The sequence below is a fragment of the Candidatus Polarisedimenticolia bacterium genome (genome assembly GCA_035764505.1).
Lineage (GTDB): Bacteria > Acidobacteriota > Polarisedimenticolia > Gp22-AA2 > AA152 > AA152.
On record DASTZC010000130.1, the window covers coordinates 1 to 25,647 of the forward strand.

Sequence of the window (25,647 nt, forward strand, 5' to 3'; positions counted from 1 at the left end):
TCGGTTTCGGCAAGATCTCTTCTTCAGAGCAGGCGATGCTCGAACGCATGGATCAAGCCTTCAACAAGCCCTCTTGAGGCCTGCCTCCCGGCCCCAAGCCTGATCAAGTGCCGGCCGTTGACGCGCGGCCGCCTTTTGCCGACGCGTCAAACGGTGCCCCTGTTCGGGCTCAGGCCCAACGTAGTGTTGACGCGCGGCCGCTCTTTGCCGTCGCGTCCAACGGTGCCCCCGCCCGGGCCCAGGCTGTCGGGACCTTTCGGACATGAATAAGCGCCGTCCGGCCGGAACCTATTGCCGGCCCTGCTCGTATTATGGAAGCATCACCCGGACAAGCGAATCATCACCTGGAGGAAGCATGACCCCCGATCTCGTCATCGACGGCGTCACCAAGACCTATCCGGGCGGCGTCCAGGCGCTGAAGGGCGTCTCGCTGCGCATTCCCGCCGGGATGTTCGGGCTGCTGGGCCCGAACGGGGCCGGGAAGTCGACTCTGATGCGCACCATCGCCACCTTGCAGGAGCCCGACGGCGGCTCGATCTCCTTCGGGGAGATCGACGTGCTGCGGCAAAAGGACGCGGTGCGCCGGATCCTCGGCTACCTGCCGCAGGAGTTCGGGGTCTACCCGCGCGTTTCGGCCCTGGAGCTTCTGGATCATTTCGCCGTCCTCAAGGGGATCATCGATCGCAAGGCACGGGCCGAGGTGGTCGAATCGGTCATGCACCGGACCAACCTGTGGGATGTGCGCAAGCGGCGGCTGGGGACCTTCTCCGGCGGGATGAAGCAGCGCTTCGGGATCGCCCAGGCGATGCTGGGCAATCCGCGCCTGATGATCGTCGACGAGCCGACCGCCGGACTGGATCCGGCGGAGCGGCTGCGCTTCCACAACATGCTCAGCGAGATCGGTGAGAACGTGGTGGTCATCCTCTCGACTCACATCGTCGAGGACGTCAGCGATCTGTGCAGCCGTATGGCGATCATCGCCTCGGGGCGGGTTCTGGTCAGCGGCGAGCCGGGTTCTGCCATCGAGTCGCTGCGGGGGCGCGTCTGGAAGAAGATCGTGCCGCGCGAGCAGCTGGCGGAACACGAGCGCGACCTGGCGGTGATCTCGACCCACTTGGTGGGAGGACGCACCGCCATCCACGTCCTGTCGCAGGACCGCCCGGACGCGACCTTCGAGCCGGTCATCGTCGACCTGGAAGACGTCTACTTCTCCACGCTGCGCGACGCCGGCACGCGGGCGGCCTGACGCCATGCTCGCCCGCATCTTCGCCTTCGAGGTCCGCTACCAGCTCCGGCAGCCGCTGTTCTGGATCTCCGCGATTCTCTTCTTCCTGATGACCTTCGGCGCCGTCACGACCGACGTCATCTCGATCGGCGGATCGATCGGCAGCGTCAACCGCAACGCCCCCTTCGTCCTGATGCAGATCCTGCTGGTCATGACGGTCATCGGCACCTTCCTGACGACCGCCTTTGCCGCCGGCAGCGTCCACCGCGATTTCGAGACACAGGCCGACGCGCTCTTCTTCTCTCTTCCGCTGCGCAAGGCCGAATACCTTTTCGGCCGCCTCTCGGGGGCCCTGTTCGTCTCCTGGCTGGTCTACGTCGCCGTCCTGCTCGGCGTCTTCATCGGCGGGTTGATGCCGTGGCTGGAGCCGGAGCGCATCGGCCCGATCAACCTGGCTCCCTATCTCTTCTCGATGCTCGCCTTCGTCCTGCCCAACGTGATCATCACCGGCGCGATCTTCTTCGCGCTGGCGACGCTGAGCCGGAGCATGCTGGTCACCTACGCCGGCGTGGTGGTCTTCTTCGTCGGCTACGCCATCTCGGGAATCTTCCTGGGCGATCTGGAGAACCGCACCCTCGCCGCCCTGGTCGATCCGTACGGCTTCGGGGCCTTCGAGCTGGTGACGCGCTACTGGACGGTGATCGAGAAGAACACCGGGGCGATGCCGCTGCGCGGCATCCTGCTGGAGAACCGCCTCCTGTGGCTCTCCGTCGCCGCGGTGTTCCTGGTCGTCACCTGGGCGCGCTTCCGGTTCACCACCGTCGCCGGCCGCGGGGCGCGGCGCAAGGCCCGGAAGGCGAGCCAGGCAGCCGAGGCGATATCTCCGGCGCGCGGCGCCGCCGTCCGCGTGCCTGCGCCGGCCCAGCGCTTCGATCGGGCGGCGGCCTGGAAGCAGTACGCCCGCCAGACGCGCATCGAGCTGGTCGGGGCCCTGAAAGGGGCGCCCTTCCTGGTGATGCTGTTCGCCGGCCTGCTGAACGTCTTCGGCTCGGTCTATTCCCTCGACGATCTCTACGGCACCAAGATCTATCCCGTCACCAACCTGATGATCCGGGCCGTCATGGGTGCCTTCGGGCTGTTCCTCTTCCTCGTCCTGACCTTCTACAGCGGCGAGCTGGTGTGGCGGGAGCGCACCTTGCGGATGTCGGAGACTCTCGACGCTCTGCCAGTTCCGACCTGGGTCGGCTGGGCCTCGAGGTTCACGGCGCTGATCGGGATCGTCGTCGCCATGCTGGCCGCCGCGATGGTGTTCTGCATCGGATTCCAGGCCTTCAACGGCTACACCAACTTCGAGGTGGCTCTTTATCTCAAGGGTCTCTTCCTGGTGGTCCTGCCGCGGATGCTGTTCTACGCGGCGCTCTGCCTGTTCGTCCAGGTTCTCGTGGACAACAAGTTCGTGGGATGGCTGGTGTCGAGCCTGTTCTACATCGCTGGCTTCATCCTGCCGGCGCTGCGATACGAGCATTTCCTGTACCGCTTCGGCAATGCTCCCGACTCGCCCTATTCCGACATGAACGGCTATGGCCACTTCGTCCAGCCGCTCGCCTGGTTCTATCTGTATTGGGGATTGGTCTGCACGGTGCTGGTGACGGTGGCGCACCTGCTGTGGGTGCGCGGATCGGAGTCATCGTTCCGCCTGCGCCTGCGGGAGGGGCGCAACCGCCTGGGCCCGCCGGCGCTCGCGACGCTGGCCGCGGCGGTGCTAGGCATCCTGGGGAGCGGCGGCGTGATCTACTACAACACCGTCGTCCTGAACCATTACCGGCCGACCAAGACGATGTTCGATCGGCAGGCCGACTACGAGAAGAAGTACCGCAAGTACCTCAAAGAGCCGCAGCCGCGCGTCACGGAGGTCGAAGCCGCCGTCGACATCCGGCCGGAGGACCGCTCGGTCTCCGTCCGCGGCAATTACGTGCTCACGAACAAGACCGATGCGCCGATCGATCGGCTGCACATGACCATGAATCCCGACCTGGTCCTGCACGCGCTCAAGCCGGCCGGGGCCGTCCTGTCGCAGGAGGACAAGGATCTCGGCTACCGCATCTATCGGCTGGATCCGCCGCTGGCCCCGGGAGCGACGATGCGGGTCGACTATGACTTCGCCATCGAGAACCGCGGCTTCGTCAACAACGGGGCCCGCAACCAGTTCGTCGCCAACGGCACCTTCTTCGACAGCGGCGAGTTCTTCCCGCACGTCGGCTATAACAAGACCCTCGAGCTGGACGATCCGACCGAGCGACGGCGCCGCGATCTGCCGCCGGTGACCCGCTTCCCCAAGATCGACGACGCCGCGGCGCGCCGCGACAACTACATCTCCGCCGAAGCCGACTGGGTGAAGTTCGGCACCACCGTGAGCACCAGCCCCGATCAGATCGCCCTGGCCCCGGGATACCTGAAGCGGGAGTGGACGGAGAACGGCCGCCGCTACTTCCGCTACGAGATGGATTCCCCGATCTTCGACTTCTTCGCCTACCTGTCGGCGCGCTACGCCGTGAAGAAGGACCACTGGAACGACGTCGCCATCGAGATCTACTACCACCCCGGACATCCCTACAACGTCGACCGGATGATCGAGGCGACCAAGAAATCGCTGGATTACTTCACCGCCAACTTCGGCCCCTATCAGCACAAGCAGGTGCGCATCGTGGAGTTCCCGCGCTATGCCACCTTCGCGCAGTCCTTCCCCAACACCATTCCCTTCTCGGAAAGCATCGGCTTCATCGCGCGGCTGGACGACAAGCCCGATGCCATCGACTACGTCTCCTACGTCACGGCCCACGAGGTGGCGCATCAGTGGTGGGCCCACCAGGTGATGGGCGGCAACGTCCAGGGGGCGACGCTGATGTCCGAGACGATGTCGCAGTACTCCGCCCTGATGGTGATGGAGAAAATGTACGGCCCGGAGAAGATGCGCCGCTTCCTGAAGTATGAGCTGGACCGCTACCTGCAGGGACGCGGCAGCGAGCGGATCGAGGAGCTGCCTTCCTACCTGGTGGAGAACCAGCCCTACATCCATTACCGCAAGGGAAGCTTGGTGATGTACGCGCTGAAGGACTACGTGGGCGAGCAGGCGCTGAACCAGGCGCTGGCGCGCTACGTCAAGGCGACCGCCTTCCAGGAGCCTCCTTACACCTACTCGGTCGAGTTTCTGGATTACATCCAGAGCGCCGTTCCGCTGGAGCGGCGGTCGATCGTCGACGACCTGTTCCGTCAGATCACCCTGTACGCCAACAAGGCGGAGAGCGCCACCTGGTCGAAGCGCCCCGACGGCAAGTACGCGGTGCGCATCGAAGTGGAAACGGCCAAGTTCCGCTCCGACGGCAAGGGGAAGGAGACGGCCGTGCCGATCGATGACTGGGTCGACTTCGGCGTGTTCGGCGCGCGCGATCCGAAGGGGCCTTCCGAAGGCAAGCTCCTGGCGCTGGAGAAGCGCCACGTCGACGGCTCGGCGACGAGCTTCGAGATGGTGGTCGACGAGGAGCCGGTGAAGGCCGGGATCGATCCCTTCAACAAGCTGATCGACCGCGACCCCGACGACAACATCGTCTCGGTGAGCGCGTCGACACCGCAGGCGCGCGCCTCGCGCTGAGAGTGGGGCTCAGGCGGGCGAGATCATGAAGCGGTAGCCGACGCCGATCTCGGTGAGGAGATGGCGCGGGCGGGCCGGATCGGCCTCCAGCTTCTGCCGGAGATGCCCCACGTAGACGCGCAGGTACTCGGGGCTCTCGGTCTGCGAAGGGCCCCAGACCTCCCGCAGGATCTGCCGGTGCGTCAGCACCTTGCCGGCGTGGCGGATGAAGTGGGCCAGCAGCCGGTACTCGATCGGGGTGAGATGGATTTCCTTGCCCGCGCGTGAGACGGTGCGCGCCGCCAGATCGACCTCCACGTCGCCGAATCTCAGTGTCGAAGTCCCGTCCTCCCCGCCGCGCGCCCGGTGCCGCATCGCCACCCGCACCCGCGCCAGCAGCTCGCCGATTCCGAAGGGCTTGGTGAGATAGTCGTCGGCGCCCGCGTCCAGCGCCCGGATCTTCTCCGTCTCGACCGAGCGTGCCGACAGGACGATCACCGGCCGGTCCGACCATCCCCGCAGATCGCGCAGGAAATCGATTCCATCCATGTCGGGAAGCCCGAGATCCAGGATCAGGAGATCGGGCGACCGGGTCCCGGCCTCGATGAGCCCCTGGGCTCCCGATTCCGCCTCGAAAACCTGGAAGCCCTGGGCCTCCAGGGCCGTGCGGACGAAGCGGCGGATCGGTTTTTCGTCCTCGACGATGAGGGCGACCGGCGACAGATCGCTCACGCTCTTCTTTCTCCACCTTCGGCGCGCGCCTCGGGGACCTCTCCAGGAGCCCTCTGGCTTCCTTCCGTTGAAAGCGGCAAGGTGAAGCGGAACTCGGCCCCCCCTTCGGGAAGGTTGCGTGCCTGGATGATCCCGCCGTGCGCCTCCACGATGGCGCGGCAGATCGACAGCCCCAGACCGACGCCCGGCTGGGCCGATTCCATGTTCGCCCGGGTGAACTTGTCGAAGATCGTGTCCAGCATCTCCGGAGGGATTCCGGGGCCTTCGTCGGCCACGAACACCTCGAGATGGTCCTCCGCGTTCCGTGCCCCGAGACGGATTCGGCTTCCCGGGGGGGTGTACTTGGCGGCATTCTCCAGCAGGTTCGCGAGGACCCGCTCGATCAGGACGGCGTCGAGGCGCGCCATCGGCAGGTCGGGTGGAACCTTCAGCTCAATGCGGCGGCCCCGCAGCGCCTCGCCCCGGCCGCGCAGCGCCGCGTCGGCCAGCTCGTCGAGCCGCTGCCACTGCCGGTTGAGGCGCACCTCACCCGACTCGAGGCGCGCCATCTCCAGCAGGTTGGTCATCAAGGTGCTCATGCGTGCCGCCTCCTCCCGGATGGCATCGACCATCTCCCGCTGTTGCTGCGACAGCGTCGGCGTGGTCATCGGCAGCGACTCGGCCAGCCCGAGCACCGAGGTCATCGGCGTGCGCAGGTCGTGTGACAGGGCGCTCAGCAGCGAGCTGCGCAGCCGCTCCGATTCGATCTGCAGCAGCGCCCCCTGGGCCATCTCGGCATAGTGCACGCGCTCCAGCGCGATGCCGATCAAGGCGGCGAAGGTCTCCAGGAGCCGGCGCTGCTCGGGCACCAGCAGCAGGCGCGGATTCGAGGGCTGCAAGGCCAGCACGCCGCGCACGTGGCCGGGAGCCTTCAGCGGGACGTACTGCACCGGGATTCCCGGCAGGGTGTCGGTGCCGAAGCCCGCCGGCTGATTGCGATCGAAGACCCACTGGGCCGTCCCAAGGTCCACGACGGGATTCGGCGTGGCGCTGGATTCCGGCCCGGGAGGCTGGATGCGACCCTCCGCGTCGGGCAGCATGATCGCGGCGACCGCCCGGAAGGTCTCCTCGCTGTAGCGATCGCAGATCCCGGCGATCTGGCCGGGAGAGATGGCGCCCGACAGCTCACGCCCGAGCTCGTAGAGGACCCGCGCCCGCCGTTCGCGGTGGATGGCGACGCGCGCCTGGTAGCGCAGATCGGAAGTGAGGTGGCCGATGACCAGGGCGACCGCCAGCATCACCGCGAAGGTGAGCAGGTACTGCACGTCGTGCACGCCCATGGTGAAGGTGGGTGGCACGAAGAAGAAGTCGAACAGGGCGACGTTGAGGAAGGCCGCCAAGATTGCCGGTCGCCTGCCGTACCAGACCGCCACCAGGACGACGCTCAGAAGGAAGAGCATCACGATGTTGGCGGGATCGAACCAGACTCTGAGGGCGAAGGCGACGGCCGTCGTCGCCAGGCAGGTCAAAGCGGCATGGCCGTAGCGCCGTAGTGGGATCTTGCGGCGGTCGCGAAGCCCCTCCTCCGTCTCAGGCTCGGCGGGCGCCGGCCGGGCTCCGCCCGGCGGCTCCTCCAGCCCCACGAGGACCACGTCGAGGTCGGGAGCGCGGCGCCCGATCCTCTCGGAGAGGGTCGGCGCCCAGAAGCGCCAGCGCGGGCTGCGATCGCGGCCCACCAGGATGCGGGTGATGTTGTTGCTGCGGGCGTACTCGATCAAGGCCTCCGCCGGCTCCGGAGCGGTGAGCGTCTCGGTCTCCGCGCCCATCTCCTGCGCCAGCCTGGCCATCCTGAGGACGCGGTTGCGCCTGGTCTCGGGGAGGCGCTGCAGCGCCGGAGTCTCGACGTAGACGGCGTACCATTCAGCTTCCAGCCGCCCCGCCAACCGCGCCGCCTCGCGGATCAGCTTCTCCATGCCCGGCCCGGTACCCACGCAGACCAGCAGCCGCTCCTTCGCGGGCCACACCTGCCGGATCGACCGGTCCAGACGGTAGGCCCGCATCTGTTCGTCGACTCGATCGGCGGTCTGGCGCAGCGCCAGCTCGCGCAGCGCGATCAGGTTCCCCTTGCGGAAGAAGTTGCGCGCCGCAACCTGCGCCTGCTCGGGCAGGTAGACCTTCCCGTCGCGCAGCCGCGTCAGCAGCTCGTCGGGAGTCAGGTCGATCAGTGCCACCTCGTCGGCATTCTCGAAGACCTTGTCGGGGATGGTCTCGCGCACCCGGACGCCGGTGACCTGGCCGACCACGTCGTTGAGGCTCTCCAGGTGCTGGACGTTCAGCGTCGAATAGACGTCGATGCCGGCGTCGAGCAGCTCCTCCACGTCCTGCCAGCGCTTCGGATGGCGCGAGCCCGGCAGGTTGTCGTGGGCCAGCTCGTCGACCAGGAGGACGGCGGGGTGCCGCCTGAGCGCGGCGTCCAGATCGAACTCCCGCAGCTGCTTCCCCTGGTAATCGACGCGGCGAGACGGTAGAACCTCCAATCCCGCCAACAACGCTTCGGTCTCGTTCCTGCCGTGGGTCTCGACAATCCCTGCCACCACTTCCTTGCCTTCACGCCGCAGCGCCTGGCCCGCGGAGAGCATGGCGTAGGTCTTGCCGACTCCGGCGTTGGCGCCGAAGAAGACCTTGAGGCGGCCGCGCTGGGCCCGGCTCTCCTCCCTCTTGAGCTGCTCCAGGAGGCGATCGGGGTCGGGTCGGCGCTCGCTCAACAGCTGCTCCCCTTGCGACTGATTCCGCCGCTCATCCTGGAGCAGCGGGAAGAACTCGGAAGTGCCGGCCGTTCAGGTGCGGCCGCACCAAAGCCGCCAGCTGTAACGGCCGACCATATATACAGCGCCTGCCGCGGTTTCATGAGCATCTTTACGGCTTCTTGAGACGCCCCGTCCTTCATTTTGCGCTTTTTTTATGGCGCGCGCCGTAATGTCGAGCGAGCCGGCGAGATGGAGGAAAAGGTGCTGATCCTGGGAATGGTTCTGCTCGGGCTGGCGGTGTTCGGGGCGATGTTCGCCTTCCTCGAATTCTGCGAGCGCGTGTAGGAGGCCGGCCATGTGGCTGCTGTTGCTGAGCGTCGCTGCAGGAGCGTACTTGTTCTACGCCATGCTCCGGCCCGAGCGCTTCTGAGGATCCGAGGACCTCGATGGCAATCGACAACGCCGCCGTTCTCTTCATCATCGCACTGACGATCGCGACCAGCGTGCCGCTGGGCCGTTACATGGCGCGCGTCTTCCAGGGAGAGCGCACCTTTCTCGATCCTCTCTTTGTTCCGCTGGAGCGGATGGTGCTGCGGCTGTGCGGCGTCGATCCCGCCGAAGGGCAGGACTGGAAAGGCTACGGGCGATCCCTTCTGTTGTCGAACGTGGTGATGTGGCTGGCCACCTTCGCGGTGGTCAGCCTGCAAAAGGTCCTGCCACTCAATCCCGACCGCATCGGCAACATGGAGCCGACGCTCGCCTTCAACACGATCTCGAGCTTCGTCACCAACACCAACCTGCAGCATTACAGCGGCGAGACGGGTCTGTCGACTCTGAGTCAGATGATCGCCGTCATCTTCCTGCAGTTCGTCACCGCGGCCACCGGAATCGCGGCGTGCGTCGCGATCATCCGCGGCCTCGGGGGGAACCGACTGACGAATCTGGGGAATTTCTACGTCGACCTGATCCGGGCGACGCTGCGCCTCCTGCTCCCCCTGGCGCTGGCCGTGGGGATCTTCCTGATCTGGCAGGGCGTCCCGGCGACCTTCGCAGGTGCGGCCAAGGCGACCACGCTGGAGGGCGGGGAGCAGTCGATCGCCCGCGGCATGGTGGCGCCGGAAGTGGCGATCAAGCAGCTCGGCACCAACGGCGGTGGCTATTTCGGCCCCAATTCCGCCCATCCCTACGAGAATCCGACGGCGCTGTGCAACCTGGTCGAGACCTGGTCGATCGCCGTCATCCCGATGGCCATGGTGTGGACCCTGGGAGCGATGCTGCGCCGCCGGCGTCTGGCCGTGATGATCTTCGCGACCATGCTGGCGGTCTATCTGCCGATGGTGGCCTTCGGCGTGCAGCAGGAAGCCGCGGGCAACCCTGCGATCGCGACGCTGGGGGTCGATCAATCGACCGGATCGATGGAAGGCAAGGAGACGCGCTTCGGTGCCGGGCTCTCCGCCCTGTGGGGGGTGACGACCACGGTGACCTCCAACGGCTCCGTGAACGCCATGCACGATTCTTTCACGCCTCTGGGAGGCCTCATGCCGATGGCCGGAATGTGGCTCAACAACATCTTCGGAGGGGTGGGCGTCGGCTTCATCAACATGCTGATCTTCATCATCGTGGCGGTTTTCGTGGCCGGAATGATGATCGGGCGCACGCCGGAGCTCCTGGGAAAGAAGGTCGAGGCCAAGGAGGTGAAGCTGGCCAGCCTGGCGATGCTGTGGCACCCGCTGTCGATTCTCGTGGGCACGGCCATCGCCTGCCATGTCTGGGCGGCCACCGCCGACCCCGGGACAAGCCTCGGCTGGCTGAAGAACCCGGGCCCCCATGGATTCTCCGAGATGCTCTACGAGTTCACCTCGGCCACCGCCAATAACGGTTCCGGCTTCGAGGGGCTGGGGGACAACACTCCGTTCTGGAACATCTCGACCGGACTGGTGATGCTGCTTGCCCGCTACATCCCGATCCTGGCGCCGCTGGCGCTGGCCGGCATGCTGGGCGCCAAACCAGCGGCCCCGGAGACCAGCGGAACGCTGCGCGCGGACAGCGCGACGTTCGGGTTCACTTTGTGGGCCGTGATCGTGATCCTCGGGTTGCTGATGTTCATGCCGGTGGCGGTGCTGGGCCCGATCGCCGAGCACCTGGCGCTGCGCTGACGGGAGCGCGTCATGTGGACCGAGTTGAAACGAGCCGTCCGATTCACCCTGGTGACGATGGTCCTCCTCGGGATCGGCTATCCCCTGGTCGTCTGGAGCATCGGGCGGACGCTGTTCCCTGCCCAGGCCGAGGGGAGCCTCATCCTTCGGGACGACGGAACGGTGGTGGGCTCCCGCCTGCTCGCGCAGCGGTTCACCCGCGACGACTACTTTTACCCCAGGCCATCGGCGGTCGACTACAACGCCGCCTCGACCGGCGGCAGCAACCTGGGTCCGTCCAACCCGGAACATCTGAAAAGCGTGCGGGAACGCCTGGGAGCCGTGACCACGCGCGAAGGGGTGACGCCCGGCCAGGTGCCGTCGGAGCTGGTGACGGCAAGCGGCGGCGGATTGGATCCCCACATCCCTCCTCAGGCCGCCGAGTTGCAGGCGCGGCGCATCGCCGAGGCGCGGGGAGTCCCCGTCGAGCGAGTCCGAGAGCTGATCCATTCCCACACCCAGGCGCCGGCCCTGGGCTTCCTGGGCCGGCCGGTGGTCAACGTCCTGGAATTGAATCTCGCGCTAGACTCGGCGTTCGGAATCGCGCCGGCCGGGCGGCGCTGAACAGGGAGGACCGCGGGTGATGTCGGAGCGCGCCCGGAGAATTTCGCTGTGGGAACCGAGCATTCTTCGTCCCGCAATGGTCGATTCGTTTCGCAAGCTCGACCCGAGAGTTCAACTCCGCAACCCGGTCATGTTCATCGTCGAGGTCGGCAGCCTCCTCACGACGATCATCTGGGTGCGCGAGCTGCTCACCGGCGGCGGAAGCCCCCTGTTCACGGGGCAGGTCGCGTTCTGGCTCTGGTTCACCGTCCTGTTCGCCAATTTCGCCGAGGCGATGGCGGAAGGGCGCGGCAAGGCCCAGGCGGCGACTCTGCGCAAGACGCGGGCCGAGACCAGCGCGGTGCGCCTGCTGGACGGCGCAACCGAGACGGTTTCCGCCGGCGCCCTCCGCATCGGCGACCGGGTGCGCGTGGAGGCCGGCCAGATCATCCCGGGAGACGGGGACGTCGTCGAAGGAGTGGCCAGTGTCGACGAGTCGGCCATCACCGGCGAGTCGGCGCCGGTGATCCGCGAAGCGGGAGGCGACCGCTGCGCCGTCACCGGCGGCACGCGAGTCCTGTCCGACTGGATTCACGTCCGGATCACCTCCAACCCGGGCAACACCTTCCTGGATCGGATGATCGCATTGGTCGAAGGCGCGGTGCGGCAGAAGACGCCGAACGAGATCGCCCTCAACATCCTTCTGGCGGTACTGACCCTGATTTTCCTGCTGGTCGTGGCCAGCCTGCCGCCGTTCGCGGCCTATGCCGGCACGTCCGTTTCGGTGCCGGTCCTCATCTCGCTTCTCGTTTGCCTCATCCCGACCACCATCGGCGCACTGGTCTCGGCCATCGGCATCGCCGGGATGGACCGGCTGGTGCAGCACAACGTCCTGGCCATGTCGGGTCGCTCGGTCGAAGCGGCGGGCGACGTCGACACGCTGCTGCTGGACAAGACCGGAACCATCACCCTGGGCAACCGCCAGGCGGTGAAGTTCCTGCCGGCTCCGGGGGTCTCGGAGCAGATTCTGGCCGACGCGGCTCAGCTCGCCTCGCTCGCCGACGAGACCCCGGAGGGACGGTCGATCGTCGTGCTGGCGAAGCAGTATGGCATTCGGGCGCGCGAGCTGGCCGCCGCCCAGGCCCTCTTCGTGCCCTTCTCGGCCCACACGCGCATGTCGGGTATCACGCTCGAGGGGCGCGACATCCGCAAGGGGGCGGTCGATGCGATCGAGGGTTGGGTCGCCCAGAAGGGATTCAAGCTGCCGGTCGAGCTGCTGGCGGGATCGGATCAGATCGCCCGCACCGGCGGCACCCCGCTCGCCGTGGCGGAGAACGGCCGCGCCCTCGGGCTGGTTCACCTCAAGGACGTCGTCAAGGGCGGAATTCGCGAGCGCTTCACACAGCTGCGGGCCATGGGGATCAAGACGGTGATGATCACCGGGGACAATCCGCTCACCGCCGCCGCCATCGCCGCCGAGGCCGGAGTGGACGACTTCATGGCCCAGGCGACACCCGAGGACAAGCTGAAGCTGATCCGCCGCGAGCAGGAAGCGGGCCGCATGGTGGCGATGACGGGGGACGGCACGAACGACGCCCCCGCCCTGGCTCAGGCTGACGTCGGGGTCGCCATGAACACCGGCACCAGCGCCGCCAAGGAGGCCGGCAACATGGTAGATCTCGATTCGAACCCGACCAAACTTCTCGAGATCGTCGAGATCGGAAAGCAGCTCTTGATGACTCGGGGGACGTTGACGACTTTCTCGATCGCCAACGACGTGGCGAAGTACTTCGCCATCATTCCCGCCATGTTCATCCTGGCCATGCCGCAGCTCGGGCCTCTCAACGTCATGCGGCTGAGGACTCCGCAGTCGGCCATCCTCTCCGCCGTGATCTTCAACGCCCTGATCATCATCGCCTTGATTCCGCTCGCCCTGAAGGGTGTGCGCTACCGGCCGATCGGCGCCGAGGCCCTGCTGCGGCGCAATCTCCTGGTGTACGGTCTGGGCGGAATCGCGCTTCCGTTCGTGGGAATCAAGCTGATCGACATCTTCCTGTCCGCGCTCCATCTCGCCTGAAGAGCCGCCCGCTTCACAGCCGTCCCCGCGCTCGCGATCGCCGCGTCAGTCCCGGCGCAGCGCCGCATGGATCTGGCGCGCCGCGCGCAGTCCGGTCGTGATCGCTCCCTCGACGGTCCCGGAGCCTTCGGGATCGGTCGCCTCGCCGGCGAAGAAGAGGGTCGATTCCACCGAACGGGCGAGAGAGCCCACGGAATCGTCGCACCCCGCCAGAGTGTAGGCATAGGCGCCGCGCGAAAAGGGATCATTGTTCCAATCGTGTGTCCAGACGGCGCGTACCTTGGAAGCGATCCGTCGCCGCGACACTCCAAGGCCGACCGCGAGGTCCTGCAGCGCCGCGCCTTCGATCTCACCCGGCTTCCGCCGCGCCAGCCCGGCCGATGGAGGACCCCCGCACCAGGCCACCATCAGGGGCCAGCGCAGCGGAAAGGGAGTCCACCAGACCTTGAAAGGGCCGCTCTTCAGGTGCAGGAAGCTCAGGCGCTCCAGCTGGCCATTGCTTCCGAGCCGCGGGCTCATGCGCCACGGATAGTCCTCGAACCAGAAGACCAGCCGGGTGACCGGTCCCATGGCCATCGCGTTAAGCGCCTTGCGAATCCGCGGCGGATCGGGGCGCAGCCGGATGCTGCCGCGGTCTCCGGGACGCGCCTGCAGCACCCCGAGCGGTACGGTGACAGCGACCGCGCGGGCCCGCAGGCGCGTGCTCCCGTCCTTGGGAAGCCGCACGGTCAGCTCGGCTCGGCCCCGCTCCCATTCGATGTCGGTGACCGCGGCGCGCAGCCGGATGCGCGATCCGAGCTGGCGCGCAAGCCACCAGGCCAGGGCGTCATAGCCCTGGACGATGCGGGCGCTGTGCGAAGCCGCCTCGCTGGGGCTTTCCTCGCCTTGCGGGGCCACAGCGCGGGCGCTGATGCGCTGCGGGTCGGCGGCGAAGAAGCCTTCGACGAACTCTTCGGCGGCGGTCCGCCCCTGGGCCTCGCTTCGTCCTCCCGGCTGCCTTTTCAGAAAGGTCGCGAAGGATCCGTTGCGATCGCGCGGGCCGATCCGCTTGAGGACCCGGTCGATTTTCGGGAAGTAGGTGACGCGGCGGACGCTGCCGCGGTGGAATTGCCAATGCTCCCTTCCCACGTCGCAGGCCGCCAGATGGGCCTGCTTCAGGAGGCGCTGGGTCTCAGGAGCCTTGCCGTGGACGAACTCGGCGCCCAGCTCGATGGGGACGGGGATTCTTTCATCGCTGCAGGTATAGATCCGGCCGCCGATGCGGTCGCGCGCCTCCAGCACCTCGACGCGGTGGCCGTGGTGCGCCAGCTCTCCCGCCGCCGCCAGCCCGGCCACGCCGGCGCCCACCACCGCCACATCGACCCGCCTCATCTCCGTCTCCCGGATCGAAAAAGGCGCCCGTCGCGGCCGGGAGGGGTATTCCGTGCCGCGACGGACGCCTCAAATCAACGTGCCTGCCGGAGACGCCTCACACTTTGCGTGAAAGGGGCGCCACCAGCACGAGCACGCCGACTCCTATGCTTACCCACCCTGCCCAGGGCGGGATGTGCACGGTCTCCCTGTCCTTGACGGACAGCTCCAGTTTGCCAATCTTGGCGTCGTGCGTATCTTTGGTATAGCTGAAGCGCCCATAGGCCAGCGCCGCGACACCAACGATAATCAACACAATCCCGATGATTCGGATCGCGTTCATGTTCATGTCGAACTCCCGCGCGCGCGGAGGGCGCGCTTCAACAAGACGATCGGGAAGCTGCCGGCCTCGCGGCCGGCGCTCCTCGACCAATGTCCGGCCCGTCAGACAGCGGTACGACCTCTGAGGATCCGGATCAGGAATACCACGATCGCCAGTACCAGGAGAAGGTGTATGAACCCGCCCATGGTATAGGACGAGACCAATCCGAGTATCCAAAGTACCAACAGGATTACCGCGATCGTCTCGAGCATGTTGACCTCCTAAGCTTTTAAGGTTGCCCCAGTCCGCAGAGAGCATAATAGTCGGCACTGCCGTGGTAGGCGAACGAAATCCGCACTTTTTCAGTATGTAAGTAACTGATGGTATGCGCGTAAGTGCCGTAGGGTGATTACCCGGGATTGCGGCCCGCCCCGTCCTCCGGCGATTATTCCTCGTGGCCACCGGCTTCGCGCCGCCTGCCGTTGGTCTGCGCCAGATCACTGTTGGCCGGCCCGTTGATCACCTTGCCGAGACAGTCGAAGCGCGACCCATGACAGGGACAGTCCCAGGTCTTGGTTGCGCGGTTCCAGTGGACGATGCAGCCCAGATGCGGGCAGACGGCGGAGCGCTCGTGCACCATGCCCGTCTCGTCGCGGTACACCGCGACCTTGCCAAACCCACGCCGCATCACCGCCCCGACGCCGCGCGGGATCGCCTCCGGCGAGCTCACTTCGCCTCCCGTCACCCAGTCGGCGTATTGCGCGGCCATATTGATCGTCTCCCGCCCGAAGCGGCCCAGCGACGCGAGCCTCTTGCGCGAAGGATCGTAGACCGGCTCCCACGAGTTCTTCCGGCCCAGGATCAGATCGGTGATGAGGATTCCGGCGATCGTGCCGTGCGTGATCCCCATGCCGCAATCCCCGGTGGCGATGAACACGTTGTCCTGATCGAGCGGGTTCCGGCCGATGAAGGCCAGGCCGTCGACCGCCTCCATGACCTGACCGCCCCAGCGGAAATCGACCGACTCGATGAAGGGGAAACGCGCGCGCGCCCAGGTCTCGAGACGCGCCTGGCGCTGGGGCGCGTCGTCTGCCTGGCCGGATTTGTGGTCCTCGCCGCCTACGATGAGCAGGTCGTGGCGCCCGTCGGGCCATCCGCCCGGCTGCAGGCGCACATAGTGATAGGGATCGTGGGTGTCCCAGTACAACGCCCGGGTCATCGACCCCGCCGGCACCCGCGCGCCGATGACGTAGGTCATGTAGGGCGCCTGCTTGGTGTGGACGGCAAACAGATCGTTGATCGGGGTGTTGGTCGCCACCACCACCGCGTCGGCCAGAATGCTCTTGCTCCCGGCCTTGATGCGCGCAGCCCCTCCCCCGCGGATCTCTTTGGCGTGGGTGCGGCCGAAGATCCGGCCTCCGCCGCGCTGCACGGCAGCCGCCAGGGCCGCCATGTACTTCAGCGGGTGGAACTGGGCCTGGTTCGGATAGCGCAGGCAGGGTCCCGTGTCGAAGGGGGAATGCGGCGCGCGCGCCAGCTTCTCCACATCGGCGAGCCCGGCGCGCCGCACCGCCTCGAGCTCGCGTTCGAGGTGCTCCTCGCGGTCGTCCGGCCCGAGAAAGAGAAAACCGTCGAGCCGCTCGAAGTCGCAGTCGATCGCCTCCTTGCGCACGATGTGCTCGATGCGGTGGATGGCGGAAAGATGGCTCTCCGCCACCAGCCTCGCCGCCTGCTGGCCATGGATCCTCTCGATCTCCAGGTAGCCGGCGTCGATGGCGCACGACAGGTGGGCGGTGGTGAACTGGGTCATGCCGCTGGCGAGACCGCCGTCGTCGATGACCACGACCGACTTGCCCGCCTGAGTGAGGAGGTAGGCGATCGTCAGGCCGCTGATCCCGGCCCCCACGATCCCCACGTCGACGCGGGGGTTCTCCGCCAGCGGCGGGAAGGCGGGAAGCTTCACATCCTCCATCCAGGGGGACCGGTTGTCGTAGGACTCGCTCTTCGGAAGGCTTCTCACGGATTGACGCTTCATGGATTCACTCTCCGTTCACGGCGAAGCGTCCCGCCGGGGCGCGACGCAGCCGGGTTTTCATCGAGGTCGGCCGCGCGCCACAGGAAGGACAGGCGTGGCAGCACGAACCACAGGGATAGGAAGACCGCGAAGAGGCCCGCGGTCAGGTACGGGATCTTTCCCGGACCGCCGATGATCCTCCCCACGAGATAGAAGTCGATGCAGATGCTGACGGCGAGCGGCAGCATGCTGGCCAGGAGCAGCCGCGTCGAGAGACGGATGAAGCTCTGGGTCACCCTGCGCGGCCCGGTCTGCCGGTGGTAGGCGGCCGGCGTCATGATGAGGGCGATGGCGATCGCCGCCAGGGAGAGCGCCAGCAGGTGAAGGTGCTGCTCACCCGAGGTCAGCTTGGCGGCGAAGGTAGCGCTGAACACGGCGATGAGCTGGAACCCGAACAGGGCCTGGATCCCGGGCACGACCGTGCGCGCTTCCTCGAGCAGCTGCTGGGCCGCCATGGAGAGGGAAAGCTCTTCCTGTTCATCCGCCCTCTGAGGCCGCAGCATGGTCGCTCCACCAATTCACTCGACTGCCTCCGGGAAGGCATTCCTGCTTTCCAGAATACGCGCCAAAACCGCGGCGACAAGACGTGTGCGCGGTCCGGCGCGGCGCGGCATGCGTGCGTACTTTCCGCTATGGTGTTCGCCCCGATGGCGGGCTAGGCTGGATCGAGCCGATACGCGGCTCGAACGGACAATCCGAAAGGAGGAAAACCGTGAACGAACTGACTTTCAAGGGCGAATGGAACGAGGTCAAAGGTAAGCTGAAACAGAAGTATGGCGAGCTGACCGACGACGACCTCTCATATCAGGAAGGGCGCGAGGACGAGCTCCTCGGCCGCCTTCAGAAGAAGCTCGGCAAGGGCAAGGACGAGATCCAGCGCATCATCAGCTCGATCTGAGGCCTCCGCTGCGTGGGGAACGGCACCTCAACGCCGTTCCCCATTTTTTGTTCCCCTTATCCCCCCTTAACCACTCCTCGCAATCCGTCACGCCCTTCCCTCTATCCGGCCCGGCGCGTCTCGGGCCGGGCCAAGGCAGCCAGTATCGATTTCATGTAGTGGTCATAGAGGTCTTCGGGGTCCCGGTGGATCTCGATGCACCCTGCCTCCAGCAGCTCCTCTCTGGCGAACCCCCCGCTCAACAGCCCAATCGTGCGCAGGCCGAGCTTGCCTGCCGCCTGGCTGTCGTAAGGCGAGTCTCCTATCACGACGACCTGCTCCGCCGGGGGTGCCCCGAGCGCCTCCAGCGCGACGGCGAACAGGTCGGGATGCGGCTTCGACTTCTCCACCTCTTCCGAGGTGGTTTCGTGGTCGACCAGGTCCTGGATCCCGGCCAGCCGCTTGTAGTGCTCGAGGTCCTCTCGATCGGCCGAGGAGGCCAGCGCAATGAAAACGCCGTCCTCCCGCAGGCGCGTGAGCAGCTCGCGCACCTTGGGAAAAGGGCGCACCTTGTGGATGTACTTGTCATGGAAAAGATGTCCGTGATGGCGATCCACCTCTTCCCCGATGCGCGCGATCTCGGTCTCGGAGAAGAAGACAGGCAGGAGCTGGTCGGAGCCCTTGCCGATCTGCTTGCTGATCTCGGAGACCGGGACCTGCTTGCCGAACGCCGCGAAGGTCTCATGCCAGCACGCGGCATGCAGCTGGACCGAATCGACCAGCGTCCCATCCACGTCGAAGAACGCGGCGCTGGAGCCTTCGGACATCTGACGCAGCGATTCCTTCGGCAGGCTCGTCGGCTCGTCGATGAAACTACACTTGCCAAGATTCGACATCGTCTCTCCGTTCTTCGGGGGATCGCCGCGCCCGGACGGGCGGGCGTTCCTGTCATGCCGTTCGCTGGGAAGAATGATTCCGAAGGGGGAAACCCGGCGGACAGGACGGAGCCTGTCCGCCGGGATGGAACCTATCGGGCGCTCACTCTGCGGACGGTGGAGGGAGTCTCCAGGAGCAGCTCGTCGAAAAGGGAGCGGTAGTGAACCAGCGCCTGGCGCAGCTCCTCGGTCCCGGCCCGTCCCTGGTGGTTCGACAGCGCGATATCACGCGCGGCGCGGTAGTGGGCCACCACGTTCGGATGGTCCACCGAGATGTCCGCCGCTCGCTGCTCGAAATCGCCGATCGGGTAGCCGCGGGCCTGCATGACTTCCTTGACCAGCCCGTTCGCTTCGCTGACGGCCATGGAAGGGTCGTCCACGAAGCGCGCCTGCACCCGCTTCCAGGCTTCGGTGAAGCGCTGGTGCAGCTCCGGCGACAGGGGCCGAATATGGAGTCTCTCCACCCGCTTCTGCCGGGCCGCGAGCTCCCGCTCGGCCGGACGGGGTCCGCCGAAGGTATCAACAGCCCGATCGTACTCGGGGCCGAACTGGTCCCTGAGATCCTGGCTGCGACGCTTCCGGGTCGTGTTCCAAATCAAGGCGGCCGCCACGAGAGCTCCGACGACCACTACAATCGCCATGATCAACATCGTCGTATTGTCCATCACAACCTCCGTATCGAGACCAGCCCCGGCCAACCCTTCCTCAGAAGCGGCAGCGCGGTGCCGGACGGGGCTTCGTGTATTCGTGACATTCTCGGCCCGCGATGCGCCCGATTCAAGGCTCTCTGCAGAAAAGGTTTGGAGTAAGTGATGCCGTCTGAAATGCATCCGGAGATGACGGTACGGTGAATGCTCGCGGCGGGGCACCGACGAATTTGCCCGGAGCCGCGGTCCGCGGCCTGGGGTCGTGGCGAAGTTACCGGGATCGACGGGCGGAGGATCTTCCTTGGGGACTCTCCGGCTCGGAGTTCGAGCCAAACAGCGACAGCTGCCTGGGAGCGGCAGGGATGGGCGTCTCCAGTTCTGCGCGGTCGTCGTCCCGGTGGCTCAGACCGAGTCGGCGGCATTGGGCGTCGAAGAGCTGCTCGATCGCTGTCCAGCGGGCGCCCCTGCCCGACATACGCTCGCCGAACTCGGCGACATTCATCCGGCCGCCGCGCATCTCACGGATGGCACCGAAGACTTTCTTGAAACGGTCCGGAAAAGCTTCGCGCATGCGCTCCTCGAACACCGGCAGGACCTCGCCCGGCAGGCGCAGGAGCACCATGAAGGCATCGCGCGCCCCCGCGTCGCGGGCCCTCTGCAGGATTTCGGGAATGGCGGAGTCGGTCAGCCCGGGTATCACCGGCGCGATGCCCACGCCGACCGGGACGCCTGCGGCGGCGAGCCGGCGGATCGTCTCGAAGCGCGTGGTAGGCGAGCTGGCCAGCGGCTCGATCTTCCTCGCATCCTCCTCGCTGGCGAACGGGATGGAGACGGTGACGTGCGCGCCGCCCCGCCGGCTCATGGAGGCCAATTGTTCGGCATCGCGGCGGACCAGGGCGCTCTTGGTGATGATGGCGACCGGGTGGCCGTGCTCGTGGCAGATCTCCAGGCAGCTGCGGGTCAGCTCGTAGGAAGCTTCGAGAGGCTGGTAGCAGTCGGTGACTCCCGAGAAGGCAATGGTCTTGCGTCCCTGCGCCCAGCGCCGGTGGCCCAGCTCGCGGCGCAGCAGCTCGGCGGCGTTGCTCTTGACGACGATGCGCGAGTCGAAGTCGGTCCCGGCGCCGAATCCCAGGAACTGGTGCGTCGGGCGGGCATAGCAGTAGGCGCAGGCGTGCTGGCATCCCCGGTACGGATTGACGCTCCACTCGAAGCCGACATCCGGGCTGTCGTTGTGGGCGATGATGCTCTTCGCCTCCTCCTCGTAGACCTCGAGGGCGACCAGCGGCGGCGCGTCGAGCCACTCGACGTAATCGCTGCGCCACGGATTGGGCGGGTTGCTCACCCGGCGCGGAAAAGACATCTGTCCTCAGCTCCTTCTCATTGCGGCAGACGCGAGAGCTTCCAGTATAGCCCCGAAGCCGCGGTCGGCCGGTCCGCGCGAGACCGGCCACCCCCGACAGGTGCAGGCCACCGACGATCGGGCACCCATCCGCTCAGGGGAGGTTCCAGTCGACCGTTCCGAAGCGATCGTGTCCGAGGCGCGTGTAGAACAGTCCGAGCGTCGCGTGCGTCTGCGTCCGGTCGCCCAGGTCGGGATAGGATGCGTCGCGGTGGTTCCACAGGTATTTGAGCGAGATCGCCTGCTTGTGGGCCAGGCGCACGGTGAAGGAGGCGTCGGCCCGCGCGATGTTGTCGTGGCCGCCGGTGTCGGCGGCGGCGACGCGGCTCACGAAGTAATCGCGCCCCGTCAGGTCGAGCGACGCACGCTCGCCGAAATTGGCGCGCAGCGCCAGCAGCGCCTGGGGCGTCACGCCGTAGTGGTAGTCGTTCTCGTCGGCGCCGTTGATCGTGCCGACTGCGCCGTAACCCGCTCCCAGCAGCGCGGTGAACTGCAGCGCCGTGGCGTCGGAGAGCGACCACTGCGCGGTGGTCCCCAGGGCGAGGGCCGTGGTGGAGACGCGGAAGCTCTGAGGCGCGATGTAATCGTACGTCCCGTACAGGCCCCACACCCCCCGCAGACTGCCTCCCTCGCCGTAATCGTCCCCGAAGATGAGCCCACGCGTCAGCAGGCTCTCGAATCCGACGGCGCTCGACAGGGTCACCTGGAAGCTGAAGTAGTCGAACGGCTTCTCATGCTCGAAGCCCGGCTTTCCCGGCAGCCCGTAGTCCATGGAGAAATCGAGCAGACCCTCGTAGCGATCGACTTCGCTCGAGGTCCCAGGGTCGTTCTGCGTGGCGCCGCTCGCCCCCACCTGGAGACGGCTGAAGTAGACCGGGTCGCCGTCGTCGTAGATCGCGTCGAACCGGCTGCCGTAAGCCAGCCGGTTGAATCCGGTGGCGGGTGAGATCCCCGCCGCGCCGAGCTCGCGCCAGAAGCCCGGGCCCCCCGCAGGTCCGTTTTTCAGGACCATGCTGGCCATGCGGAAAAGCGGCTCGCCGAGGAAATTCCCGCCGATGCCGCTGGCGATCTGATCGTTGCGCGACGGCGGGGTCGTCTCGCCGGCAATCTCCCACAGCCAGCTCCCCGCGAAGGTATAGGCGGACGCCTGCCAGAAATTGAGGCCCGCCGAGCGCGCGAAGTTCTGATAGACGGCCCCCTGATAGGGGTGCCAGAGCTGGTTGATGGCGAAGGGATCGTCGTCCACGACCCAGGGCCCACCGGCGTTGTCCTTGATCGTGTCCCACGACGAATCGTAGTCGCTGCCGTCGAAGTGCCGGTTGTAGAGGTTGAGGAGGAGCTCGAAGGCGACGATGTCGGCCGCCGGAATCCAGAAGCTCTTGCGTAGGGGCGGGACCGGCGCCGGAGGTGAGGCTTCCGGCGGGGTCGCGGGCTCGGAAGGTTTTTCCTGGACGGTGCCGGATTGCGGCTCGGACAGCGCGACCGGCGGCTCCTGCGAAACGCTCTCCCCGGCCGCAGCTGCCCCGGAGATAACCGTCACACAACCCAGAATCGCGATCGCGAGAATGGCCCGACGCGATGCGTGGAAGCGCCGCCATGGCGCGCTTCGGTAAGCCATCGCCACCTCCGACCGGGCAGGCGATGTTAGGCCACGAGCGTCGCCGCGGCAAAGCGAATCGGCAGAAAATCGGCGGCGGCATCCCTTGGAAGCGGTCCGGGGGTGCGCTAGGCTGGTCGGGCCGAAGGCTCGCCGAGCTTCATTGACCGGCCCCCCCGCCGGGTCTCGGCCTGCGCCGGCGCAAGGAGGTTCCAGCCATGTCTATGGTCATCTACCTGGTCGGATTCTTGATCTTCATCGCGGGAGTCGCCTGGGCTTTGTCGGTCGCCGGAGTCTCGCACCTCTATATCACCATCGCCTGCGTGATTCTCCTTGGCCTTGGCATCGTGATGGGCGTGACACGGACCCGCTCCAAGGACAGCTCGTCCTGAGGGGCTCCGGGACGCCTCCTATTAATAAGGTAGGGTGTTTCCAGGAGGCGGGAGACGCTAACCCGTTGCAGCCTCGGAAAATGTGGCAATGACTGGGGCGTGATCGCTGGTCCCCACCTCGCGGTACGAGGGACAGGACACAGCCCGTCCCGCGACGTCCTGCGAGGCGAGGATGTAATCGAGCCGCCATCCGATGTTCCTCTGGCGCAGGCTTCGCCAGGGCGCCCACCAGGTGAACAGGCGGTCATTTTGCGGATCGAGCGTGCGGCCCAGATCGGAAAGGCCGCGTGAGAGGATCCGATCCATCAGGGCGCGCTCCTCCGGACGCTGGCCGATGACATTGGGACGCCGCTCGCGTGGATGCACGTCGATTTCGGCATGCGCCACGTTCAAATCGCCGCACAGCACCAGGGAGGCCGCATTCGCCGCGAACGATGCGGCGTATGCCTCCATCGCCTCGAGGAATCGCAGCTTTGCCGCGTAATCCTTGCCGCCGTTGGGCACGTAGATCGAAGCGATCGTCAGCCCTCCCACGCGCGCCGTCACGATGCGGCTTTCATGATCGAACGGAGGGTGCGAGAACTCCGGACGCTCCGGGGAGAGCTCCTTGCTGACATGCAGCCCGACGCCCGAGTAGGCCTTGTTCCCGTGCCAGTAGCACCAGTAGCCCGCCAGATCGCATAAAGATCCGGGAATCTGCTCGACCGTCGCCTTCAGCTCCTGCAGGCAGATCACGTCCGGCCGCTCGCGCTGCGCCCACTCCGCCACCTCGCTCTGGCGGGCCCGGATGCCGTTGACGTTCCAGGTAGCGATCTTCATCGATCTTCCTGCCGGAAAAGAAGCACAGTATAGGAGCCCACCGGGCAGCGCGTCGAACGGCCTGGGGGCGCTCGCCATCATCGAGTCTCTCTCCGAAATTCACGGTAGCGCTGCCGATACCCCAGTGTCGATTATCGGAAATCTCATTAACACCGAGGCCGTCCAGGCGCCCGGATTGCTCGGCGCGTCGAAGTGCCGCTTACCCAGAGCGGTACGCAAGTGCGAGACGCAGCGCCGCAAGCCAGGATGGATCGAGCAACGTGTTTCGGATACGCGGCACTAGGGTCTTTAAGCTATTGAACCGCCATGCTGCAGGGCTGAGAATGCTTGTGGGTAGGCACTTCGGGAGAGGACTCTTCGGAGGGGAAACGCGACAGGATCCCCGCCGGTGACGGCGCTGCGTTGGGGGAAAAGAGCACCGGGAGTCCGTGGCCATCCATGAGACACTTCGACCTTCGCAGTCCCTGGAATCGGTTCCGGCGCTCCCGAGCCGGTAAGATCACTCTCATCACGCTCGGCGTCCTCTTCACGCTTGCCTTGATCGCCGACTTCGCCCTCGATGAGCCGATCCGCAAGGTCGTGCAGCGGCGGGCCAACGCCGAGCTGCAAGGCTACACGGCCACCGTTCCCAAGCTTGATTTCAGCCTCGTCGGGCTTTCTCTGACCCTGCGCGATGTCCGCGTCGTCCAGGATGAGCACCCCGATCCTCCGGTGATCGCTATCCCGCGCCTCCGCATGAGCGTGCAGTGGCTCGAGCTGCTGCGGCTCCGGATGGTCGCCGACTGCACCTTCGAGAATCCTTCGATTTATGCAAACCTCGCCCAGCTCCAGGAAGAGGACAAGGACCAGGTACGGCTCGACCAGAAGGGCTGGCAGGACGCCCTGCAGGCGATCTATCCGCTGAAGATCAACAAGATGGTGATGCACGGAGGATCCCTGGTCTATCAGGAAACCGCCTCCGAGAAGCCCCTCAAGGCGACCAAGATCGAGATGACGGCTTCGAACATCCGCAACATCCGCTCGAAAGACCGCGTCTACCCCTCGGCCGTCCACCTCACGGGGAACGTGTTCGACGTGGGCCGCGCCGAGATCAAGGGACACGCCGACTTCCTGGCCAAGCCGCACCCCGGGGTGAAGGCCGACCTCATCCTGGAGCGCCTCGACCTGGGGTATTTCGCGCCCGTCCTCGACCAATACGCACTGCGGGTCCGCCGGGGGCTCATGAGCGGCAGCGGGCGGATCGAAAACGGTCAGAACGTCGAGATCGTCGATCTCGACCAGGTCGTGATCGCCGACGCCTGGGTCGACTACCTGTACGGCGGCGAGCCCCACGAGAAGGCCCGGGCGGTGGCGCGCGAAGTGCGGGACAGGGCCAAGCAGGCCCTCAACGCCCCCGAGAAGCTCTTCCGGATACGCCGCCTGCGCCTGCAGGACGGGACCATCGGCTTCGTCAACCAGACGACCCAGCCACCCTATCGCCTCTTCGTGACCGGCGCCGACTTCGAGCTGGAGAACCTGAGCAGCCGGTCCGAGGACGGCATCGCCAAGGCGACCCTTACCGGCGCGCTGATGGGCACCGGCAAGGTACAGGCCGCGGCCAGCTTCTTCCCGGAAGGGAAGGATCCGAATTTCGGCATGAAGCTGGAAATCGCCGAAACCCAGCTGAAGAACATCAATCCGATGCTGAAGGCGCACGGCAACTTCGACGTGGCCGGCGGGGTGTTTTCGCTCTACATGGACCTGCGGGTGAAGGATCGCCAGGTGCGTGGCTACGTGAAGCCGCTGTTCCGCGACATCAACGTGTACGACCCCAGCCAGGACAAGCACGAGAGCCCGATGCACAAGGCCTACGAGAAGATGGTCGGCGTCGTGGCCAAGATCCTGCAGAACAAGCGCGACGAGGTGGCCACCGTCGCCAAGCTCTCGGGACCCGTGGAGAACCCGAAATCGAGCGCGCTCGAGATCCTCGGGGGCCTGCTCAAGAACGCCTTCGTCGAGTCGATCATGCCGGGATTCGAGAACGAGGTCTCCAAAGTGAACCCCGCCTACTACCGGCACTGGAAGAAGCAGCGGGACGCCAAGCGGTCTGAGTCTTGAGGCTCCCTGGGG

20 protein-coding genes are annotated in these 25,647 nt (G+C 66.2%); 8 read left to right on the top strand and 12 right to left on the bottom strand.

All coding sequences use genetic code 11. From position 1 onward, the window contains the following. The first annotated feature begins 355 nt into the window (after positions 1–355). On the top strand, positions 356–1,246 hold the full coding sequence (locus tag VFW45_09090) for an ABC transporter ATP-binding protein (GenBank protein ID HEU5180935.1): 891 nt from the start codon (positions 356–358) through the stop codon (positions 1,244–1,246). Positions 1,247–1,250: 4 nt separating this feature from the next. Beyond that, positions 1,251–4,874: a M1 family aminopeptidase gene (locus VFW45_09095; GenBank protein ID HEU5180936.1), complete on the top strand. Its 3,624-nt coding sequence runs from the start codon at positions 1,251–1,253 to the stop codon at positions 4,872–4,874. 9 nt (positions 4,875–4,883) lie between these two features. On the opposite strand, the gene kdpE is transcribed toward VFW45_09095, so the two are convergent. Continuing rightward, on the bottom strand, positions 4,884–5,585 hold the full coding sequence (gene kdpE / locus VFW45_09100; GenBank protein ID HEU5180937.1) for a two-component system response regulator KdpE: 702 nt from the start codon (positions 5,583–5,585) through the stop codon (positions 4,884–4,886). Then, positions 5,582–8,329, bottom strand: coding sequence for a two-component system sensor histidine kinase KdpD (gene kdpD, locus VFW45_09105; protein ID HEU5180938.1), 2,748 nt, complete (start codon positions 8,327–8,329; stop codon positions 5,582–5,584). Before kdpD ends, kdpE begins: the two co-directional genes overlap by 4 nt. Positions 8,330–8,757: 428 nt before the next feature. On the opposite strand from kdpD, the gene kdpA reads away from it, so the two are divergent. From kdpA to kdpB, 3 genes are read left to right on the top strand one after another with little or no spacing between them, the layout of a single operon-like run. Beyond that, positions 8,758–10,467 (top strand): potassium-transporting ATPase subunit KdpA, encoded by a 1,710-nt coding sequence (gene kdpA, locus VFW45_09110; protein ID HEU5180939.1) that lies wholly within the window; start codon positions 8,758–8,760, stop codon positions 10,465–10,467. A gap of 12 nt (positions 10,468–10,479) precedes the next feature. Beyond that, on the top strand, positions 10,480–11,070 hold the full coding sequence (gene kdpC / locus VFW45_09115) for a potassium-transporting ATPase subunit KdpC (GenBank protein HEU5180940.1): 591 nt from the start codon (positions 10,480–10,482) through the stop codon (positions 11,068–11,070). Between the two features lie 19 nt (positions 11,071–11,089). Continuing rightward, the gene (kdpB, locus tag VFW45_09120) at positions 11,090–13,126 is read left to right on the top strand and encodes a potassium-transporting ATPase subunit KdpB (protein HEU5180941.1); all 2,037 of its coding nucleotides are present in this window, start codon (positions 11,090–11,092) and stop codon (positions 13,124–13,126) included. 45 nt (positions 13,127–13,171) lie between these two features. Here kdpB and VFW45_09125 read toward each other — a convergent pair whose 3' ends face one another. The 5 genes from VFW45_09125 to VFW45_09145 all read right to left on the bottom strand — a co-directional run bounded on the left by VFW45_09125 (position 13,172) and on the right by VFW45_09145 (position 17,375). Then, positions 13,172–14,497 carry an NAD(P)/FAD-dependent oxidoreductase gene (locus VFW45_09125; GenBank protein ID HEU5180942.1) on the bottom strand — a complete coding sequence of 442 codons (1,326 nt, stop codon included), beginning with the start codon at positions 14,495–14,497 and terminating at the stop codon, positions 13,172–13,174. Between the two features lie 97 nt (positions 14,498–14,594). After that, positions 14,595–14,819, bottom strand: coding sequence for a hypothetical protein (locus VFW45_09130; GenBank protein HEU5180943.1), 225 nt, complete (start codon positions 14,817–14,819; stop codon positions 14,595–14,597). 101 nt (positions 14,820–14,920) lie between these two features. After that, on the bottom strand, positions 14,921–15,070 hold the full coding sequence (locus VFW45_09135) for a lmo0937 family membrane protein (protein HEU5180944.1): 150 nt from the start codon (positions 15,068–15,070) through the stop codon (positions 14,921–14,923). A gap of 173 nt (positions 15,071–15,243) precedes the next feature. Continuing rightward, positions 15,244–16,833, bottom strand: a complete 1,590-nt coding sequence (locus tag VFW45_09140) for an FAD-dependent oxidoreductase (GenBank protein ID HEU5180945.1) — start codon at positions 16,831–16,833, stop codon at positions 15,244–15,246. Continuing rightward, entirely contained in the window at positions 16,830–17,375 is a 546-nt protein-coding gene (locus tag VFW45_09145; GenBank protein ID HEU5180946.1) for a DUF6328 family protein, read from the bottom strand. Before VFW45_09145 ends, VFW45_09140 begins: the two co-directional genes overlap by 4 nt. A 209-nt stretch (positions 17,376–17,584) precedes the next feature. Here VFW45_09145 and VFW45_09150 point away from each other — a divergent pair, with 209 nt between their 5' ends. After that, on the top strand, positions 17,585–17,770 hold the full coding sequence (locus VFW45_09150) for a CsbD family protein (GenBank protein ID HEU5180947.1): 186 nt from the start codon (positions 17,585–17,587) through the stop codon (positions 17,768–17,770). Positions 17,771–17,871: 101 nt separating this feature from the next. Here the strand turns inward: VFW45_09150 and VFW45_09155 are convergent, their stop codons facing one another. The 4 genes from VFW45_09155 to VFW45_09170 all read right to left on the bottom strand — a co-directional run bounded on the left by VFW45_09155 (position 17,872) and on the right by VFW45_09170 (position 22,348). After that, entirely contained in the window at positions 17,872–18,645 is a 774-nt protein-coding gene (locus VFW45_09155; GenBank protein HEU5180948.1) for an HAD family hydrolase, read from the bottom strand. Positions 18,646–18,776: 131 nt separating this feature from the next. Beyond that, positions 18,777–19,349, bottom strand: a complete 573-nt coding sequence (locus VFW45_09160; protein HEU5180949.1) for a hypothetical protein — start codon at positions 19,347–19,349, stop codon at positions 18,777–18,779. A gap of 253 nt (positions 19,350–19,602) precedes the next feature. After that, on the bottom strand, positions 19,603–20,691 hold the full coding sequence (locus VFW45_09165) for a PA0069 family radical SAM protein (GenBank protein ID HEU5180950.1): 1,089 nt from the start codon (positions 20,689–20,691) through the stop codon (positions 19,603–19,605). A gap of 133 nt (positions 20,692–20,824) precedes the next feature. Further along, a complete protein-coding gene (locus VFW45_09170) occupies positions 20,825–22,348 on the bottom strand; it encodes a DUF3943 domain-containing protein (GenBank protein ID HEU5180951.1) in 1,524 nt (507 codons plus the stop codon). 197 nt (positions 22,349–22,545) lie between these two features. Here VFW45_09170 and VFW45_09175 point away from each other — a divergent pair, with 197 nt between their 5' ends. After that, complete coding sequence (locus VFW45_09175; protein HEU5180952.1) at positions 22,546–22,719, top strand: hypothetical protein; 174 nt, start codon at positions 22,546–22,548, stop codon at positions 22,717–22,719. Between the two features lie 57 nt (positions 22,720–22,776). On the opposite strand, the gene VFW45_09180 is transcribed toward VFW45_09175, so the two are convergent. Continuing rightward, on the bottom strand, positions 22,777–23,538 hold the full coding sequence (locus tag VFW45_09180; GenBank protein HEU5180953.1) for an exodeoxyribonuclease III: 762 nt from the start codon (positions 23,536–23,538) through the stop codon (positions 22,777–22,779). Between the two features lie 438 nt (positions 23,539–23,976). Between VFW45_09180 and VFW45_09185 the strand changes: the two genes are divergently transcribed. Continuing rightward, complete coding sequence (locus tag VFW45_09185; protein ID HEU5180954.1) at positions 23,977–25,635, top strand: DUF748 domain-containing protein; 1,659 nt, start codon at positions 23,977–23,979, stop codon at positions 25,633–25,635. The last annotated feature ends 12 nt before the right edge of the window (positions 25,636–25,647 follow it).